Origin of the sequence: Agrobacterium sp. SUL3 (assembly GCF_001263295.1) — a bacterium.
Classification (GTDB): Bacteria; Pseudomonadota; Alphaproteobacteria; order Rhizobiales; family Rhizobiaceae; genus Agrobacterium; species Agrobacterium tomkonis.
Genome location: NZ_KQ414535.1, coordinates 1 through 18,400, shown reverse-complemented (window position 1 = coordinate 18,400; position 18,400 = coordinate 1). Strand labels below are relative to the sequence as shown.

At 62.3% G+C, this 18,400-nt stretch carries 13 protein-coding genes and 2 pseudogenes; 10 read left to right on the top strand and 5 right to left on the bottom strand.

The window, feature by feature from the left end; all coding sequences use genetic code 11:
* Window positions 1-243 (top strand): annotated as a pseudogene (locus AKG12_RS29905) (sodium/glutamate symporter); the annotation flags it as partial.
* A 101-nt stretch (window positions 244-344) separates the two neighbouring features.
* Here AKG12_RS29905 and AKG12_RS27915 read toward each other — a convergent pair.
* Window positions 345-1,016 (bottom strand): TetR/AcrR family transcriptional regulator, encoded by a 672-nt coding sequence (locus AKG12_RS27915; RefSeq protein WP_052821315.1) that lies wholly within the window; start codon window positions 1,014-1,016, stop codon window positions 345-347.
* A 73-nt stretch (window positions 1,017-1,089) separates the two neighbouring features.
* On the opposite strand from AKG12_RS27915, the gene AKG12_RS27910 reads away from it, so the two are divergent.
* From AKG12_RS27910 to AKG12_RS27885, 6 genes are all read left to right on the top strand, one after another.
* A complete protein-coding gene (locus AKG12_RS27910) occupies window positions 1,090-2,082 on the top strand; it encodes an HlyD family secretion protein (protein WP_035228289.1) in 993 nt (330 codons plus the stop codon).
* Window positions 2,083-2,084: 2 nt separating this feature from the next.
* Complete coding sequence (locus tag AKG12_RS27905) at window positions 2,085-3,293, top strand: ABC transporter permease (RefSeq protein WP_082179096.1); 1,209 nt, start codon at window positions 2,085-2,087, stop codon at window positions 3,291-3,293.
* Complete coding sequence (locus AKG12_RS27900; RefSeq protein WP_052821313.1) at window positions 3,290-4,393, top strand: ABC transporter permease; 1,104 nt, start codon at window positions 3,290-3,292, stop codon at window positions 4,391-4,393. Before AKG12_RS27905 ends, AKG12_RS27900 begins: the two co-directional genes overlap by 4 nt.
* A gap of 93 nt (window positions 4,394-4,486) precedes the next feature.
* Complete coding sequence (locus AKG12_RS27895; protein ID WP_052821312.1) at window positions 4,487-6,466, top strand: oleate hydratase; 1,980 nt, start codon at window positions 4,487-4,489, stop codon at window positions 6,464-6,466.
* A 66-nt stretch (window positions 6,467-6,532) separates the two neighbouring features.
* Window positions 6,533-7,132 (top strand): TetR/AcrR family transcriptional regulator, encoded by a 600-nt coding sequence (locus AKG12_RS27890; protein ID WP_052821316.1) that lies wholly within the window; start codon window positions 6,533-6,535, stop codon window positions 7,130-7,132.
* 64 nt (window positions 7,133-7,196) lie between these two features.
* A complete protein-coding gene (locus AKG12_RS27885; protein WP_011983006.1) occupies window positions 7,197-8,051 on the top strand; it encodes a 3-hydroxyacyl-CoA dehydrogenase in 855 nt (284 codons plus the stop codon).
* A 51-nt stretch (window positions 8,052-8,102) separates the two neighbouring features.
* Here the strand turns inward: AKG12_RS27885 and AKG12_RS27880 are convergent, their stop codons facing one another.
* From AKG12_RS27880 to AKG12_RS27870, 3 genes are read right to left on the bottom strand one after another with little or no spacing between them, the layout of a single operon-like run.
* On the bottom strand, window positions 8,103-9,479 hold the full coding sequence (locus tag AKG12_RS27880; protein ID WP_011983005.1) for a Dyp-type peroxidase: 1,377 nt from the start codon (window positions 9,477-9,479) through the stop codon (window positions 8,103-8,105).
* The gene (locus AKG12_RS27875; RefSeq protein ID WP_011983004.1) at window positions 9,479-10,177 is read right to left on the bottom strand and encodes a hypothetical protein; all 699 of its coding nucleotides are present in this window, start codon (window positions 10,175-10,177) and stop codon (window positions 9,479-9,481) included. Before AKG12_RS27875 ends, AKG12_RS27880 begins: the two co-directional genes overlap by 1 nt.
* A 33-nt stretch (window positions 10,178-10,210) precedes the next feature.
* A complete protein-coding gene (locus AKG12_RS27870) occupies window positions 10,211-11,287 on the bottom strand; it encodes a catalase family protein (RefSeq protein ID WP_011983003.1) in 1,077 nt (358 codons plus the stop codon).
* Between the two features lie 580 nt (window positions 11,288-11,867).
* Between AKG12_RS27870 and AKG12_RS31340 the strand changes: the two genes are divergently transcribed.
* The 3 genes and pseudogenes from AKG12_RS31340 to AKG12_RS27860 form a co-directional block, all read left to right on the top strand.
* Entirely contained in the window at window positions 11,868-12,191 is a 324-nt protein-coding gene (locus AKG12_RS31340) for a MucR family transcriptional regulator (protein WP_350641024.1), read from the top strand.
* A gap of 475 nt (window positions 12,192-12,666) precedes the next feature.
* A complete protein-coding gene (locus AKG12_RS31335; protein ID WP_082179093.1) occupies window positions 12,667-13,113 on the top strand; it encodes a hypothetical protein in 447 nt (148 codons plus the stop codon).
* Window positions 13,114-13,333: 220 nt separating this feature from the next.
* Window positions 13,334-17,434 (top strand): annotated as a pseudogene (locus AKG12_RS27860) (helicase-like domain-containing protein); the annotation flags it as partial.
* 131 nt (window positions 17,435-17,565) lie between these two features.
* Here AKG12_RS27860 and AKG12_RS27855 read toward each other — a convergent pair.
* Complete coding sequence (locus AKG12_RS27855) at window positions 17,566-18,318, bottom strand: IS6 family transposase (RefSeq protein WP_035228067.1); 753 nt, start codon at window positions 18,316-18,318, stop codon at window positions 17,566-17,568.
* Window positions 18,319-18,400: the final 82 nt, after the last annotated feature.

The following is an 18,400-nucleotide window of genomic DNA, read 5'->3' as shown; positions in this document are numbered from 1 at the left end:
AAGTGGGCGGCAGGGAATTCGGTCATGACAATCCGAATATCAAGTCGGCTAAAACAGGCGGTTAAGGCGACGCCACCCTTTGGCGGCATCGCGTTGGGTTCGACTGCCACGGCGATGGCAAACATGGCCGCCGTGGCCCAACGCCACGGTCCTGCTCACAGGGCTTTCATCATCGTGCCGCTGGTCTGCGGCTTTTTCATCGATATCGCCAACGCGCTGATTATCTCAATGTTCGTTGCGTGAATTCAGGGGCGATCTCACAAGGCGACCGTTGCACCCGGCCGGGCCTGCCGTTTTGGCAGCGCATCGACGCCGACCATTTCGGGCGGGTAGCGGCAGCCTCCTCAAAGTCTCGTGCACCCGTAAAGGAACATGCGGACGCAGGAGGCGGCCCATGCCTCCAGTTCCACGGCTCCCATGGGCGGCCTCAACCCCAGCAGCATCTGCCTTTGCGGACCGATGATCATGCCCCTGAGCAGATCGGCGGCCAGCGCCGGCTCGGGGCAGGCGATCTTTCCGGCGGCGGCAAGCCGCCTTATGTGCGCTTCGAGCGTATCGGACACCTTAAGGGCCATTTCCCGATAGCTGGCCCCGACTTCCGGGAATTGATCCATTTCGGCCATGACCAGCCGGGCTGTCCTGGCCGCTTCCTCGCTAAGAAACAGCCGCGCATAACCCAGAACGATCTGCGCGAGCTGCTCCTCCACGCCCGATTGCGCCGTCCCGGCCGTATCCGGCGAAGCGAGGCTCGCCTCGATCCGGCTTTCGGCCGCCATGCGAAACAGCGCCGCCTTGTTTTCGACCAGCCTGTAAAGCGTGCGCGTGGAAATGCCCACCCTGCGCGCCACCGCCTCCACGCTCGTCTGGGCGTATCCGGACGTCAGGAATTCGGTGATCGCCGCTTCGACGATCACGCCGGCCGTCTCCTCGGCGCTGCGAGCCGGCGGCCGACCCCGCCCACGGCGTTTCGCCTTGTTGTCGTCCACGATCTTGACTCCCGTCAGTTTTTGCGTCATCTGCTCTATTCGGAAAATTTCTATTTTCCAAATTATCGCAAGCAGGATTCGAGTCAAGATCGGGAACCGGAGCATGTCCGCACGCAAGGCCGTAGCAGTCGCCGCCATTCTGGCGGCAGGGGTGGGAGCTTATGTCGCCTGGTCGGTGGAGCGGCCGCGCACGCTGCTCGTGCAGGGGGAGGTGGAGGCGACGCGGATCGACCTGGCGACCAAGGTCGCGGGGCGGGTTTCCTCCGCGCCGGTCAGTTTCGGCGATCGCGTGACGGCCGGGCAACTGCTTGTCGAACTCGACAGCCCGCAGTTGAAGGCCGGTCTCGACACGGCCGAAGCCAGCCTCGCCGTCGCCCGCTCCAACCGCGAGCTGACCTTCTCGACGCGTCCCGAAACCATCGCCGCGCGCAGGGCGGAGCTTTCCAAGGCCGAGGCGGATGTCGTTCTGGCCCAACGCACCTACGACCGCCTGTCCGGCCTGCTCGACCGGTCGGTCACGTCGCAGCAGGCGGTCGACCAGGCCTCCAATAGCCTGGACGCGGCGTTGCGCGCACGCGAGGCGGCGGAAGCGAACCTGCATCTGGCGGAAAACGGCAACAGCGTGGAGCAGAAGGCGGTCGCGGAGGCGCAGGTCAGGCAGGCGGAGGCGTCCGTCGCCCAGACCACGGCCGATATCGCCGAACTGACGATCCGTTCCCCCATCGACGGACAGGTGACGGCGCGTATGGCCGAGCCGGGCAAGCTCTTCAGCGCCGGTGCGCCGGTGATATCCATTGTCGACGTCGACCGGGCCTGGTTCACCTTCAATGTGCGCGAAGACCTGCTCGACGGGCTTGAGATCGGGCGGACCCTTCAGGTCCGCGTTCCCGCCCTCGGGAACCGGCTGGTGGAGGCGAAGATCACCGCGATCAACGCGCTTGGAAGCTTCGCCAACTGGCGGGCGACGAAAGCGACCGGCGATTTCGACCTGCGGACCTTCGAACTGCGCGCCGAACCGGTGGCGGCGGAACGGAACCTGCGTCCGGGCATGAGCGCGCTGGTCGAATGGAGCGCATCCCACCGGCTGGAGCGGTGACCGTGTCCGCCGCTCATCTCCCGCCCGGCTTCCGGCGCATATTCCGCCGCGAGCTGCGCCAGATCGCCGAACGGCCGGCGCTGTTCTTCATGCTCGGGCCGTTTCCGCTTCTGCTGTTTCTCATCCTCGCGGCTATATTCCATGCCGGGCTGCCGACGGCCCTGCCGGTGGCGGTGATCGACGAGGACGGCACCGGCATGTCGAGGCAGATCGTGCGGATGATCGACGCGACCCCCGAAGTCGAGGTTGCGGGACGCCTGGTCAACCTGACCGAAGGCAGAGAGGCCGTTCTTGACGGCAGGATCTATGCAGCCGTCCTGATCCCCTCCGGTCTGGAGCGGGATCTGCTCCTGGGCCGCCGCCCGGAAGTCGTGGTTTTCTACAACAACCAGTTGATGACGCCCGGAGGCATCGCCGCACGCGCCATAAACGGGGCGCTGAATACCTTCTCCGCCGGTCTGGCCGTGGAAATGCGCATCGCCAGGGGCGCCACGCGGGAAGCCGCCATCGAGGCCGCCGCTCCGGTGCCGCTCCGGCAGAGCCCGCTTTTCAATCCCACCCTCGACTACGTGCAATTCCTGCTCGCGGCGATCATGCCGACGGTGCTGCAAATCTTCATATGCGCCGGCGCCGTCCTCTCCTTTTCCCGCGACCGGCATACGAAGGCCGGAATTGCCCGGGTCCTGCGACTGGGAAAAACGCCGCTGCGGGCGACGGCGGGCAAGCTTTTGCCCTACACCTTCACCTACGGCCTGACGCTGATTGCCGCCGACGCCATCATCTTCGGCTTCTTCGGCGCGCCTTTTCATGGCAGCATGCTGCTGCATGTCGTCTCGGGCTTCGCCTTCATCCTTGCCAGCCAGCTGCTCGGCGTCCTTCTGGCCCTGTCGCTGGCCGACACGGTCGCGGCGCTCGGCCTATGCGGTCTTTTGACCGGTCCGGCTTTCGGCTTCGCCGGCGTCAGTTTTCCCCGCATCGTCATGAACGGATTTTCCGTGGCATGGGGGGCGATCCTGCCGCTCACGCCCTATCTGCAACTGCGGACCGACCAGGCTCTCAGGGGGACGCCGGTGGAGATATCGCTGCCCACCCTCGGCTGGCTGCTGGCGCTGCTGGCGGTCTATGGCCTTTTGACGCTTCTCCAGTTCCGCAGAACGGCCCGGCCCGCCGTGCGGGTGAAAGCGGAACCGCCGGTGGGAGAGACGCCATGAGATCCTTGTTCGCAGGTATTCTCGCCGCATTGCGCCAAGTCGCCGCCGATCCAGGCGCCAAGTCCACGATGATCGCCGCCATCGTCATCTATTGCGTCCTCTATCCTCAGCCTTATCTCGGAGAAGTGGTGCGCGAGGTGCCCGTCGTCGCCGTCGATCAGGACGGGTCGACCGCCAGCCGGGAATTGCTGCGCCGTGTTGCCAGCAGCGATTCCGCCGAAATTGTATCGATCGTGGCCGACCTGCCGGCCGCCAAGCAACTGTTTTATGCCCGTCAGGCTTACGGGATCGTCGTGGTGCCGCCGCGTTTCGAGGAAGACCTGCTATCTGATCGGCGCTCTGCCATCGCAGGCTACGGCGATGCAAGCTACTTTCTGCTCTACAATGCCGCGATGGGCGCCATGGGCGATGCCGCGCGCAGTCTGGGGGCCGATATCCAGTTCCAGCGCCTGAACGCAGCCGGGCTTCCGGGTGAAGAAGCGGCCGCGCTTGTCGCCCCGATGACCATTGCCAGCACACCGCTGTTCAATCCGCAGGGCGGATATGCGAGTTTCGTCGTCCCCGCCGCCTTCGTTCTGATCCTGCAACAGACCCTGCTGATGGGCATCGGCATTCTACATTCGGGCCGGCAGCCGTCGCGCGCTCCGGCCCCGGTTGCGGCGGCGCTGGCCTATATCCTTCTCTATTGTTTCTGGATCGCGGTGACGCTCGTCTTCCTGCCCTATGTCCTTGGTATTCCGCGCATCGGCGGTATCGTTACGCTCTACCTCGTGGCCGTCCCCTTCCTTTTCGCCGTCACCGCCATGGGCTTCGCCATCGCCTGGTCGATCCCGTGGAAGGAGGGCGTCGTCTTCTTCCTCGTCGTGCTGGGCATGCCACTGTTCTTCCTGTCCGGCGTTTCCTGGCCTGTAGAACAGATTCCCTCCGTCTTGCGCGAGCTTTCCCTGCTGATCCCGTCGACCACGGCGATCACCGCTATCGTCCGCGTCAACCAGATGGGTGCGAATTTCCGCTCGGTCGCGAACGATGTCGCGGTCCAGATCGTTCTGGCCATCGGATATGCGCTGCTGGCCGTAACAATCCGATGGGCGCGCAGATAATTCAAGTATCATTTGATATTTGAATTTCGAGTGATATTTATAACGTCGTACCCTGAAACGGCGCTGCGGCGCGCGGAAACGGAAAGGACGATCATGAACGACAAGACCACCTCCCTGCCGAACGGGCAGAAGCCGGGGATAAAGATCGAAGCCAATGTGGGCGAAGCCTTCTGGCGGAAAGGCCCGCAGGACACGCTGCCGCCGCCCGACACGATGGGTCCCTACATGCGCAACCGCCCGCTGCCGGTCACGCCGGTCGAAGGGCGCAAGGCCTGGATCGTCGGCAGCGGCGTCGCCGGGCTCGCGGCGGCCTTCTACATGCTGCGCGACGGCCGCATGAAGGGCGAGGACATCACCATCCTCGACACGATGAATATCGAGGGCGGCTCGCTGGACGGCGCGGGCAACGCCGAGGACGGCTATATCATTCGCGGCGGCCGCGAGATGAACTGGAACTACGACAATTTCTGGGACGTCTTCCAGGACGTGCCGGCATTGGAACTGCCCGAGCCCTACAGCGTGCTCGACGAATACCGGCTGGTGAACGACAACGACCCGAACTGGTCGAAAGCGCGCCTGATGCACAAACAGGGCGAGATCCGCGACTTCTCGACCCTCGGGCTCAGCAGGGCGCATCAGTGGGAGATCGTCAAGCTGCTCCTGAAGCGCAAGGAGGACCTCGACGACATCACCATCGAGGACTATTTCAGCGAAAGCTTCCTGCAGACCAATTTCTGGTATCTGTGGCGGTCGATGTTCGCCTTCGAGAACTGGCAGAGCCTGCTCGAGGTGAAGCTCTACATGCACCGTTTCCTCGACGCCATCGACGGCCTGACGGACATGTCGGCGCTGGTCTTCCCGAAATACAACCAGTATGACAGTTTCGTCGTGCCGCTCATCCGCCTTTTGAAGGAAAAGGGCGTGAAGGTGCAGTTCGACACCCGCGCCTACGATCTCGACATGACCGAAGCGGAGGGCAAGCGGACGGTGACCGCCATCCGCTGCAAGGTCGATGGCCGGGACGAGGTGATCGATCTCGGCCCCGATGACGTGGTCTTCGCGCTGACCGGCTCGATGACCGAGGGCACCGCTTATGGCGACATGGACACCGCGCCCGTGCTTGAACGCGGCAAGGCGGAGCCGGGCGAGGACAGCGACTGGACGCTGTGGAAGAACCTGGCGAGGAAATCGCCGGTCTTCGGCAAGCCTGAAAAATTCTACGGCAATGTCGACGGCTCGATGTGGGAATCGGCGACGCTCACCTGCAAACCGTCGCCGCTCGTCGACAAGCTCAAGGAGCTTTCGGTCAACGATCCCTATTCGGGCAAAACGGTCACCGGCGGCATCATCACCTTCACCGATTCCAACTGGGTGCTGAGCGTCACCTGCAACCGCCAGCCGCATTTTCCGGACCAGCCGGGTGACGTGCTGGTGCTGTGGGTCTATGCGCTTTTGATGGACAAGGACGGCAATTACGTCAAGAAACCGATGCCTGCCTGCAACGGGCGCGAGGTTCTGACGGAGCTCTGCTATCACCTCGGCATCGTCGGGCAGATCGACGAGATCGCGGCCAACACCAAGGTGCGGCTGGCGCTGATGCCCTATATCACAGCGCAGTTCATGCCGCGCGCGGCGGGAGACAGGCCGCATGTCGTGCCGGAAGGCTGCACCAACCTGGCTTTGCTCGGCCAGTTCGTCGAAACCTCGAACGACATCATCTTCACGATGGAAAGTTCGGTCCGCACCGCGCGCATAGGCGTCTATACCCTGCTAGGTCTGCCCAAGCAGGTGGCCGACATCAGCCCGACGCAATACGACATCCGCAATATCCTGAAAGGAGCGCGGGCGCTCAACAGCAACGAACCCTTCCCCGGCGAGCGGCTCTTGCACCGGCTGCTCGACAAGACCTATTACGCCCATATCCTGCCGCCGTTGCCGGAGAAGGAGGAGACGACGCTGGAGCATGCCGAAAGCGAGTTGTCCAATCTTCTCGGCAAGGGCGGGCAGGCCGTGGCGACGGTGTTCGGCTGGATTGAGCGGTTCCGCGAGACGGTGCGCGGAAAACGCGACTGAACGGCAACGGCACGCCGTCCCCGCAGGGGCGGCGTGCCGCAATCAGAAACAGGCAAGGGTGCCATCATGCGCTTGACACGCAAGGAAGCTCAGGAACAGACACGCCGGCGCCTGATCGCCGCCGCGAACGCCTCGATCGCCTCGGAAGGGCTGGCCGCCGCCTCGATCCGGCATATCTGCGAGGCCGCGTGCCATACCCAGGGCGCATTCTATTCCAACTTCAGCACGAAGGAGGATCTGCTTCTGGAAATCATGCAGATGCATGTCCAGAGCGAGGTGGCCTTTCTGCGCGACATTCTTGCCGGGACCGACCGGGGCGATCTCGATGCCGCGATGACGCGGCTGGCGGCGAGGCTGGCCGAACTGGCGGCCGAGCCGCAATGGTCGCTTCTTTCGATCGAGTTGCAGCTTCATGCGCAGCGCGATGCCGCCTTCGCCAGCCGCTACAACGAATACAAGGCCGCCTGCCACGGCGAATTCACCCTGCTTTTGGAGGATCTGATCCGCCTTCATCGGTTGAAACCGGCGATGGAGCCGCGGCAGATCGCCATCGGGCTCTACGCATTGTGGGCGGGGCTGATCGTGCAGGGCAGCGTGCCGGATTCCCTGCCGCGCGACCGCATCCTGCTCGCCTTCTTCCGCGCCATCACCGGCTGCCCGGCCTGACGGGCGGCTGCCGCCGATATCCGGGCGCCGTCTGCCGGCCGCATCATCCGCAGGAGAAACGTCCATGACCATAGCCACTGTCACCGTGCTCGGAACCGGTATCCTCGGGGCGCAGATCGCGCTTCAGGCCGCCTGGCACGGATTTTCCGTCATCGCCTACGACATCGATGAGGCCGCGCTGGCAAAGGGGAGGGGGCTGGTTGACGCCTTCGCCCTGCGCTTGCTGGAAGATATTCCTGGCGCGGACGGGGCCTCGGCCGAGGCCGCGAAGGCGCGCATCGCCTGGACGGACGATCTTGAGGCCGCCGCCGGGGCCGCCGATCTGGTGATCGAAGCGATTCCCGAGAAGCTGGAGCTGAAGCGGCAGGTCTACGCCCGTCTCGGAGCCGCCGCTCCGCCGCGCACGATCTTCGTCACCAATTCCTCGACGCTCCTGCCCAGCGCCATGGCGGGATCGACCGGCCGCCCCGAGCGCTTCCTCGCGCTGCATTTCGCCAACGAGATATGGAAGCACAACGTGGCCGAGGTCATGGGCCATGCCGGGACCGATCCCGCCGTCTACGAACAGGTGGTCGCCTTCGCCCGCGCCATCGGCATGGTTCCGATCGAGATCCGCAAGGAGAAAGCGGGCTATGTGCTGAACTCGCTGCTGGTGCCGTTTCTGTCCGCCGCTTCCGGGCTTCTGGTCGACGGCATCGCCGATCCGCAGGCCATCGACAGGACATGGAAGATCGCCACCGGCGCGCCGAAAGGGCCGTTCGAGATCTACGACATCGTCGGTCTCGGTACCGCCTGGTATATCTCCTCGAACGGCGATCCGAAAGCGCAGGCCTTCGCCCGCTATCTGAAGGAAAACTATATCGACAAGGGAAAGATGGGCGTCGCCTCTGGAGAGGGGTTCTACGTCTACGGGAAATAACCTGCCGGAACGGGATGCCGGAGCAAGGCCCCCCCGCTCCTGCATCCGTATTCAACCGGCCCAGCCCTCGCTTCCGATCCAGCGCAGGGCCGTCAGGGAGGGCATGAACATGTATTCGCCTCCTCGCAGACGGTTGAAGGTTGTCACCCCGTCGATGCGGCGGCGCACCGGATCGGCCGGAATGGTGAACCTGCCCGGCTCCTCATGCAGACCGACAATCGGATCTGGCTCGGTGCCGAGGTCGATGAAGTTGCCGCGGTTGATCCACTCCTGTTGCAGGAACTCCACCGTGTCATAGGCCCGCGCGCTGATGAAGATGAAGAACAGGCCGCGTTCGTCCGGCCTGTCTTCCGCCGCCGTCACGTCCGGTGTCCATTTCGGACCGAAGGTCGAGGATCGCCGGATGATGCGGTGGATGTTCTCGTCTGTCAGGATGGTCAAGTCGCCGCCGCGCGGGTTCATGCGGCGCATATGACTGGAATGCGGACAAACGAACCCCCTTACGTCACCCTTGAAATCGAAATCGTTGTTGCGCTGCCGGTCCGCGCCAAGGTCCGGATCGTCCCTGGCCGGTGATAGTGGCAGCGGCGCGCCCGAACGCCAGCGGCCGAACATCTTGGCGGCCAAGGCATGCTGCGCCTCTGCGTCCCCCGTCTGTGCACGCAGAAACTCGTTGAAGGCGCCGACGCGGCTGTCATATTTGCGCAGCACGACGAAGGAGCCGTTTCGCCCCAGAGGATCGGGCGAAGGCATCGAGATGGGCTCGCCGGTCTCGCTGTTTTCGCCCAGAACGAATTCCCCGGCGGCGATGGCGCGCTCCTGCCCCGGCTGCGGATCGACACCGGCGCCCGCCACCGTCGGCTGCGAGATGGAATCGCGAAAGCCGAACGGGTTTTCGGCATCCTCGTCGGCGCCGAACTCATGCGTGCCCACGAGCGTGACGCCGGTCGAGGCGTCGAACTCGGCCATCGCCTTTTCCACGGCAACATCCAGCGCGGGCTTGTCTGCGGCATAGATCGTCAGCGCGATGTGGCAGGTGTCGTTCCTGTAGGCGTCCTCCCAGGTCTCGGGCGCGTTTTCGCCGAAATCATGAAGCTGGGTCGCGCGCCCCGCCATGCCCTGCCGGAAGGCTAGCGGGAAGGAGGCCAAAGAGTCCTCGGGCAGGCCGAGCGCCTTAAGCCCGGCATGGCTGATCGCGACGCCGGTCCAGGCGCTGAGATCGTCGGCCCAGTCGCTGGCCGAGGGAATATATTCAGCCAGCCGGGCGATCAGGTCGCGCCCGCCCTCCGCCTCGTCCACATGCAGCATCGCATGGATGCCCACATAGGGCTCGGGTCGCGAGCGCAGGATCAGGGCCTGGATATCGTCGAGCTGGAGCGTGACCCGGTCGCGACGGAAACGGTCTTTCAGGTGTTTGAAGAAGCTCATCAGTAATCGACCCCCTGCGGAACGGCGATGGCTTCGGACAGCTTCGCGAGCGCCTTGTGCGTCGTCGCGTCCATTTCGGCATTGGCCGACATGGCGTCGAGGAATTCCTCTACTGCCTTGTCCATCCGCTGGTAGCGGCGCACATCCACGACGCTCACCTGCGGATTGGCAACGAACCAGCCCGCCGCGTCGATCTGGTGTCCGGCGATGAAATCCTTCACCTTGGGTGAGGTGATGCCGGGCCAGCCTTCGACATTGGCGAAGAGCAGGTCCATCAGTTCCGGGATCTTGGTCGCGAAATCGTTGATATAGGTGTCCCAGTCGCCGTCATAGGCGGTGGCAAAGATGATACGCGTATCGTTGTCGAAAAAGACGAAGCGCATGTTGTGCAGGGTCGAGACCCTTTGTGCACCATCGAAATTTCCGTTCGTCAGGTTGAAGAGACGGCGCAGGCGATCGGCTCCGCCGGGCTTGAGATCGGCGATCGCCGTCAGTTCCGAAACATTGCCCGACTGCCGCCCGGCGCGCCCTGCGGATTTCGAGCTACCTTCGAACAGCGGATTGTGGTCGCGGATCAGACTGTTGATCTTGATCTGGGCCAGCGTCGGCGCGTCCGCCGCGATCTCCCTGGCGATGCGGCGGAACTCGGCGAGCCGGGACTCGTCGCCCAGACGCGGGTCTTTGGTATCGTTCGACATGAGTGGGGTCTCCTGCTTGGTCGAATGTGTCGGTCAGTCGGGAATATCGGCCAGTGCCGATGGCTCGGCGCGCGGCACGGCATTCAGCCGGTGTCGCTGCGCGGAAGAGGATTCATAGGCCGCCTTGCGCACGCGCATGATCGAGCCCAGCGGACGATGCGCAGCCACGCCGTTCCAGGGATTGAAGGCCAGATGGTCGTCGCCGTGGACTCGCCGGGCCGGCGACAGCACGTCCTGCGGCTCGAACTGCAGGGTCGCGATCGGTACATGCGGCGAGGCGTCGGGATCCCACAGGATGGCGGCGTCCTCGACCGGCATGTTTTCGGCATCGGTGCAAAGCTGGGCGCGCAGTTCGTAGCTCGCGCCGGCGCGTGCGAAATGCGCCGCCACCGCATCGGCCATCGCCGAGAAGCCGTCGCCGACCTCTTGCCCGGTCAGCACCGCGACCTCGCCCTGCGGCGCTAGCGACAGCTTGGCGATGTAGTCGCCGTAGCGGATCGCGGCCTGGGTGTGGAAGGTCTCGCCCAGCACATGCGCCCGGTCGCGGGCGAGGCCCTGGAGCGTTGCGCCGGGCGTCGCGCCCACGGCCTTGACGAGACCCCGCACTCCGCGTGCGGTGGCGGCCGTGGCTTTCTGCACCGCCTCGGGCGCTTGCGCCCTGCGTTCGAGAAGCGTGAGCATCTTTTTGTATTTCTGCACGGTTCCGAAGGCGAGGATGGGAAAGTTCACCATCAGAAAATCCTGATTGGCGCCGCCAAGCTCGGGCACGAGACGTTCGCCCTCAACACCGATGATCTTGATCGCGAAGCCGCGCGGTTCGGGAATGGAGTCACTATGGATATCGCCGGGCGCCGAGGACAGCCGTGCCACCACCTCGTATTCGCGCGGGGCGGCGAAAATCCCCTGTGCCAGTTCAGGTACCAGCCCGTCATGCACCGCCATCCGCCCCTTGAGGACCGCATGGCTCTTGGCGTGCGCGTCGCGATGGGCGTGCCGATGACGCTCGGCGTTGCGAGCCTGCGCCGCCGCCATATGGGAGACGATGTCACGGACGATGCGTTCTTCATCCGGCTGGAGCGTCTCGGTCGTTTCCGTATAGGGTATGAACAAATCTTGTGTCCCGCGTTCTTGCAACATGCAGGAGAAAGCCGGACTGTCCGAAGGCTTTCTCGCGCGCTTTGCGTCTTCGTGGCGTAAACGCACGGATCGATTTCAGGTTTCATGTGATATTCGAAATTTTTCCGCCAAAGCTGGAAAGTGAGTTCACCGTCGGAGAGCGGGAGCTCTTAAATCGGACAGTGGCGAGAGCGAGGATACAGCACCCGCCTGAGTGTGCCGGGCCCGCGAGGGAGGCATAGGCCGCAATTTGGGAATATGCCTTTACTGCGGCGATCCTGCCAGAGTTGCTGTAGTCGATATCAATGCGGAAGCCAAGTTCCGGCACTGTCTAAAAAAGCCCGAAGGTCTCGCTGGTGAAATGCCTTTGACATTCGTTGGAAATTTTCCCAGATTCCGCACCTCGTCTTTCTATTTCAGACTGGGAAGTGCCTGATGAAGTTCAGTTGTCGCAGGGCGTAAACAAGGGCATCGACATGAGCGAGGCTGTGAAGCCCGATCTTGCGGTCCTAACGGTTCAGCTTTGAGCGCCTATGTTAGAAACAATGCCGTGCCAGGCAGCGAGCTTGCCAATATGATTCGGACGACGAAGGCGGCTCCGTCGGAGGATGCAAAGCCTGAGGCGCCGCCGGAACCCGAGTACGTGCCAACCGTCTCCGTTAAGACAAGTCTGGAGTCGCGTGATCACATTGGCCTTCTCCAAGGCAGGCCCTGCAAGAGCCTGAAACGGCATCTGGCGATACGGGCTTACATCAGAGGAGTACCGCTTCCGGTTCAAGCGGCCGAGCGATTGTCCGATGGTAGCCCAGGATATTCCGAACAACGCCGGCAAGCGGCGAAGCGGCTCGGGCTCGGGAGGAAAAACGCGGACGGCCGATGTGTAGCAGAGTGCGGTTAATTCGAAATCTACGAGAAAGGTCGGCACCCCAGCCAGGTCGGCAGCTTCGGGAGCGATGCACATTCGGAGTGTTGGAAAAGGAAAGTGGGTGGTGAAGGAGAATGGGACCCCGCCGGCGGAATAGTCTGGAGTTTGGCAGAACGCGGTGGCTTTCACCAAAATAACGACAATGTGATGCGGGTATTCTTGTGGGTATTATGGACGACGGTGGATTTCTAGTGGATTGAAAAACAAGAGACTTTCGGGATAATATGGCAGCTGCCCCCGCAACCACCGACATTTGTAAATTCTCCCATTCGGGAAGCCGCTCGAGAAATTCCTCGCGGTAAATGTCGAGCATCATCTCCTTCTTCTCTTCACTGTCGATATCGCCGGCTTCCACGCGTTCCATGAAATCCTCGTGGACCTCCGACATAAAGCGGCTACTCATGTAGTCGAACACATCCATCTGGGTGAGGATTGCGGCGATCAAGCCATGAACCTGCAGGCTCGCCGGCTGATGGCCTGGTGTCTTACCGATGACAACCTTCTGAACGAGCTGGCGGACGATCGGCATCAGCGCGCGCTTTGCATCTTCATCCGTGCCCTTGCGCGCCATCCGCATGAACTGCCGCATCGCCATCTCTGTTTCCTGCGGATTATGGCGCCGACCCAATTGCTCGATCTTGGCAGTCATGTCCGGGCCGGTTTCCGTGAAACTGGCGATCTCCTTCTCCAGCGTCTGTCGCTCGACTTCGAGCCGGTCGAGCGTGTCGTCGAGTGCCGGCAGGCGAGGACGGCCCTCGGCCGCACGGTCACTGATCTGCTGGATGATGTTCTGCTGCTTGCCCTCGAGCTCCAAGAGCTTGCGCTTCATCTGATCGCGGTCGGCCAGCGGACGTTTGAGTTTTGCCGTCTCGTGGGCGATGATCTGTTCGGATAGCGTGTCGAAGATGCCTCCGGCAAAGAAGGCTGCGGGCAGGCAGTCCAACACGCGGCACTCCAGTTCCTGACGAATGATGGTCTTGCTGTTGCTGCAGCATGCGCCGCCAAGCTCGTCGATCGGCAGGCGTTTCTTGCGGTTGGTGCAGCTATAGCGATCCTTGCCGGAAATCGCGTAGGGGCCGCCGCACTCCTCGCATTCGAGGAGTTGGCTCAGAAGATACTCCGGCCTAGGCTCATCTCTCGAAACGGCCGTGTCCCAGAGCGATTACGCCAGCCTGTCTCGTTGCACCCAATATGCGCATTTCACGCCGGAGTTCATTATCCGCGCGATCTGGGCCGGATTGCAGCGTTTGGGCTGGCGCGGCGGCCGGGTGCTGGAGCCGGGGATCGGCACGGGCCTGTTTCCGGCGTTGATGCCGGACGCTTTCCGCGACGCCGCCTACGTAACCGGTGTCGAACTCGATCCTGTCACCGCCCGCATCGTCAGGCTTCTTCAGCCGAAGGCGAGGATCATCGAGGGCGACTTCGCCCGCACCGATCTGGCGCCGATTTACGATCTGGTGATCGGGAACCCGCCGTTCTCGGATCGAACCGTGCGCTCCGACCGAAACTATCGGTCGCTTGGCCTGCGCCTGCACGATTACTTCATTGCCCGGTCGATCGATCTGCTGAAGCCCGGCGCCCTTGCCGCCTTCGTCACCAGTTCCGGAACGATGGACAAGGCGGATGTCACCGCCCGCGAGCATATCGCGAAGGCGGCCGACCTGATTGCCGCCATCAGGTTGCCGGAGGGCAGCTTCCGCCGTGACGCCGGCACGGACGTCGTGGTCGATCTCCTGTTCTTCCGCAAGCGCAAGGCCGGAGAGGCGGAAGGTGACCAGACCTGGCTCGATGTCGATGAGGTTCGTGCGGTGGCGGAAGACGAGGGCGCCATCCGGATCAATCGCTGGTTCGCCCGCCATCCGGGTTTCGTGCTCGGCGATCATGCTCTGACATCTGGTCCCTTCGGCGAAACCTATACATGCCGTCCCCGCGCTGGTGTCGATCTCGAAACCGCGTTGAAGGCGGCCATCTCCCTCCTCCCGGAAGATTTCTATGACGGCGAGCCGACTGAGATCGACATCGATCTGGAAGACGAACTCGGCGAGATCGTCGATCTGCGCCCCGGCAGTTCGAAGGTGCGGGAGGGCAGCTTTTTCGTGGATACCAAACGCGGCCTGATGCAGATGGTTGACGGCGCTCCCGTCGAGATCAAGGTCCGCAATGGCCGTGGTGGTGAAGGTGGATCAGGCGAATGCCTGCCGGAGAAGCATGTCCGGATCATCAGCAAGCTGATCCCGGTCCGCGATGCGGTACGCGAAGTGCTGAAAGCGCAGGAGCAGGATCGTCCGTGGCGTGATCTTCAGGTCCGCCTGCGCATCGCCTGGTCGAGCTTTGTCCGCGATTTCGGCCCGATCAACCACACGACGGTCTCGATCACCGAAGACGCCGAGACGGGTGAGGTGAAGGAAACCCATCGTCAGCCAAACCTTCAGCCCTTCCGCGACGATCCTGATTGCTGGCTGGTGGCCTCCATCGAGGACTATAATCTCGAAACCGATACCGCTCGCCCCGGCCCGGTCTTTTCCGAACAGGTGGTTTCGCCGCCCGCGCCGCCGGTGGTGACATCAGCCGCCGATGGCCTGGCCGTCGTGCTCAACGAGCGCGGCCGCGTCGATATCGATCATATCGCCGAACTGCTGCATCGTGATCCGGACGCGGTGATCGCCGATCTGGGTGACGCCATCTTTCGCGATCCGGCCGATGGGTCATGGCAGACTTCTGACGCCTATCTCTCCGGCCCGGTTCGCACGAAGCTTGCCGCAGCGGAAGCGGCTGCAGACCTCGACCTGACCTACCGGCGGAATGTTGTGGCGCTGCAGGAGGTCCAGCCCGCCGATCTGCGCCCGTCGGATATTACCGCACGTCTCGGCGCACCGTGGATCCCGGCCGCCGATGTCGTCGCCTTCGTGCGTGAGACGATGAACACGGAGATCCGCATCCATCATATGCCTGAACTCGGTTCCTGGACGGTCGAAGCCCGGCAGCTCGGATATTCGGCCGTCGGCACATCGGAATGGGGCACCAGCCGCCGCCATGCCGGCGAATTGCTGGCCGACGCGCTGAACTCGCGCGTGCCGCAGATATTCGACACGATCAAGGATGTGGGCGGCGAGCGCCGGGTGCTGAATGTCGTCGATACGGAAGCCGCTCGCGACAAGCTGCAGCGGCTGAAGGAAGCGTTCCAGAACTGGGTCTGGACCGATCCGGATCGCACCGACCGGCTGGCGCGGGTCTATAATGACCGCTTCAACAATATCGCGCCGCGTAAATTCGATGGCTCGCATTTGCAGCTACCGGGCGCCTCTGGCGCCTTTACGCTTTATGGGCATCAGAAACGTGGTATCTGGAGGATTATTTCCTCCGGCTCCACCTATCTGGCCCATGCCGTCGGCGCTGGCAAAACCATGACCATGGCGGCCGCCATCATGGAGCAGAAACGGCTTGGCCTGATCGCCAAGGCCATGCTCGTCGTTCCCGGCCATTGCCTGGCGCAGGCAGCAAGGGAGTTTCTGGCGCTCTATCCGTCGGCGAACATTCTTGTCGCCGATGAGACCAATTTCACCAAAGACAAGCGCGCCCGGTTTTTGAGCCGGGCCGCGACCGCGGTCTGGGACGCGATCATCATCACCCACAGCGCATTCCGGTTCATCGGCGTGCCCTCGGCCTTCGAACAACAGATGATTCATGACGAGCTGCAACTCTATGAGGATATGCTCATCAGGGTCGAGGACGACGACCGTGTTTCACGCAAGCGGCTCGAGCGACTGAAGGAGGGTTTGCAGGAACGGCTGGAATCGCTGTCCACCCGCAAAGACGATCTCCTGACCATCTCGGAGATCGGTGTTGACCAGATCGTCGTCGATGAGGCACAGGAGTTTCGCAAACTCAGCTTCGCCACCAACATGAGCACGCTGAAGGGCATCGATCCGAACGGTTCCCAGAAGGCGTGGGATCTCTATGTGAAGTCCCGCTATATCGAGACGAAGAATCCCGGCCGCGCGCTGGTGCTCGCCTCTGGGACCCCGATTACCAACACACTCGGAGAAATGTTCTCGATCCAGCGCCTGCTTGGATACGAGGCGCTGCATGAGCGCGGTCTGCACGAGTTCGACGCCTGGGCATCGAATTTTGGTGACGAGAAGACGGAACTGGAGCTTCAGCCCTCCGGCAAATACAAGCCGGTCAGCCGTTTTGCCTCCTTCGTCAACGTCCCCGAACTGATCGCCATGTTCCGCGCCTTCGCCGATGTGGTGATGCCGGAGGATTTGCGGCAATATGTGAAAGTCCCTGACATCGCCACCGGCAAGCGGCAGATCCTGACCGCCACGCCGACGGCCTCTTTCAAGACCTACCAGCGGATTCTGGAAACCCGCATCAAGGCGATCGAACAGCGCGAGGGACCGGCGAAGCCCGGCGACGACATCCTGCTCTCGGTCATCACCGACGGCCGTCATGCGGCGATCGATCTGCGTCTCGTCATGCCGGCCATGGATGACGAGCCGGACAACAAGCTCAATCTCTTGGTTCGTAACGCCCATCGTATCTGGCAGGAGACGTCGGAAGACAGCTATATCCGCCCGGACGGCAAGCCTTACGAGCTTCCTGGTGCTGCCCAGATGATCTTTTCCGATCTCGGCACGATCAATGTCGAGAAGACACGCGGCTTCTCCGCCTATCGCTGGATCAGGGATGAACTCATCCGCATAGGTGTTCCCGCATCGGAAATCGCCTTCATGCAGGATTACAAGAAGACCGAGGCCAAGCAGCGTTTGTTCAGCGATGTGAGGGCAGGAAAGGTCCGGTTTCTCATTGGTAGTTCCGAGACGATGGGCACCGGCGTCAATGCGCAATTGAGGTTGAAGGCCCTGCATCACCTTGATGTGCCATGGCTCCCCTCGCAGATCGAGCAGCGCGAGGGCCGGATCGTCCGTCAGGGCAACCAGCATGACGAGGTCGATATTTTTGCCTATGCCACACAAGGCAGTCTGGATGCGACCATGTGGCAGCTGAACGAACGCAAGGCGAGGTTCATTGCAGCGGCCCTCAGTGGCGATACCTCGATCCGCCGGCTGGAGGATCTGAACGAAGGTCAGGCCAACCAGTTCGCCATGGCGAAAGCCATTGCCAGTGGTGATGAACGTCTGATGCAGAAGGCCGGTCTTGAAGCCGACATCGCCCGGCTCGAACGCCTGCGTGCCGCCCATGACGACGATCGGGCTTGTCGCAAACCTTGCAGTAGGCTGAGACTACCCCGCGAACGGTGGCATTTTCACGCTTTGTTAACCTTTTGANGGGCTTGTCGCAAACCTTGCAGTAGGCTGAGACTACCCCGCGAACGGTGGCATTTTCACGCTTTGTTAACCTTTTGAAGTCCGAAGAGGCGCCCGAGCAGGTCATTCTGGTCGTTGATTGTCCAGTCGCCGGAAAATCCGAAGCCTTTGCGCAGCCACAACATCGCTTCGAACCCAGCGATCGTCCGGCGCGCCGTTTTGAATGACTGGAAGCAGCCGATCTTGGGCATGTTCTTCTTGACCCGGAAGTGGTCGCTCTCGATGCCTTGCTGGAGATGCTTCGTGACATAATGTACCGGGCTCGGATGCAGGAGCCCGTCATCGATGGCTGTTTTGATCGTTGAAGGAAACGTGTTAGCGCCATCTGTACCGATCTTACCCGGCGATAGTAGCGGCTCATCCTTGAGCATCTTACGGAAGAAGCGCTTGGCGGCGTCGAGATCGCGCTTCGCGGTGAGCAAGAAGTCGACCGGGTTTCCGTGCTTGTCGATGGCGCGGTACAGGTATCGCCACTTGCCCCGGATCTTGACGTAGGTCTCGTCAATCCTGACTGAGCCACAATGCGGTCGGCGAAACTGGCGTAGGCGCTTCTCGATTACAGGTGCATAGGCGAGGACCCAGCGGTTGATTGTACTATGGTCGACCTCGAAGCCGCGCTCGCGGAACATCTCCTCGAGATCTCTGTAGCTGAGCGGATACCGTAGATACCATGTCACTGCCTGCACGATCAGCCATGCCTCGAAATGCCGCCCTTTGAAATCGTCCTTCGACTGGCGCTTCAGCTTTTCGGCAATGGCATTCAGAATCATGGCTACGCTCCGCTACATCGGGAGCTGAATTTCCACCGTTGTGGTCAACAGCTAGTTAACCAAAAGAATTTGCGACACGCCC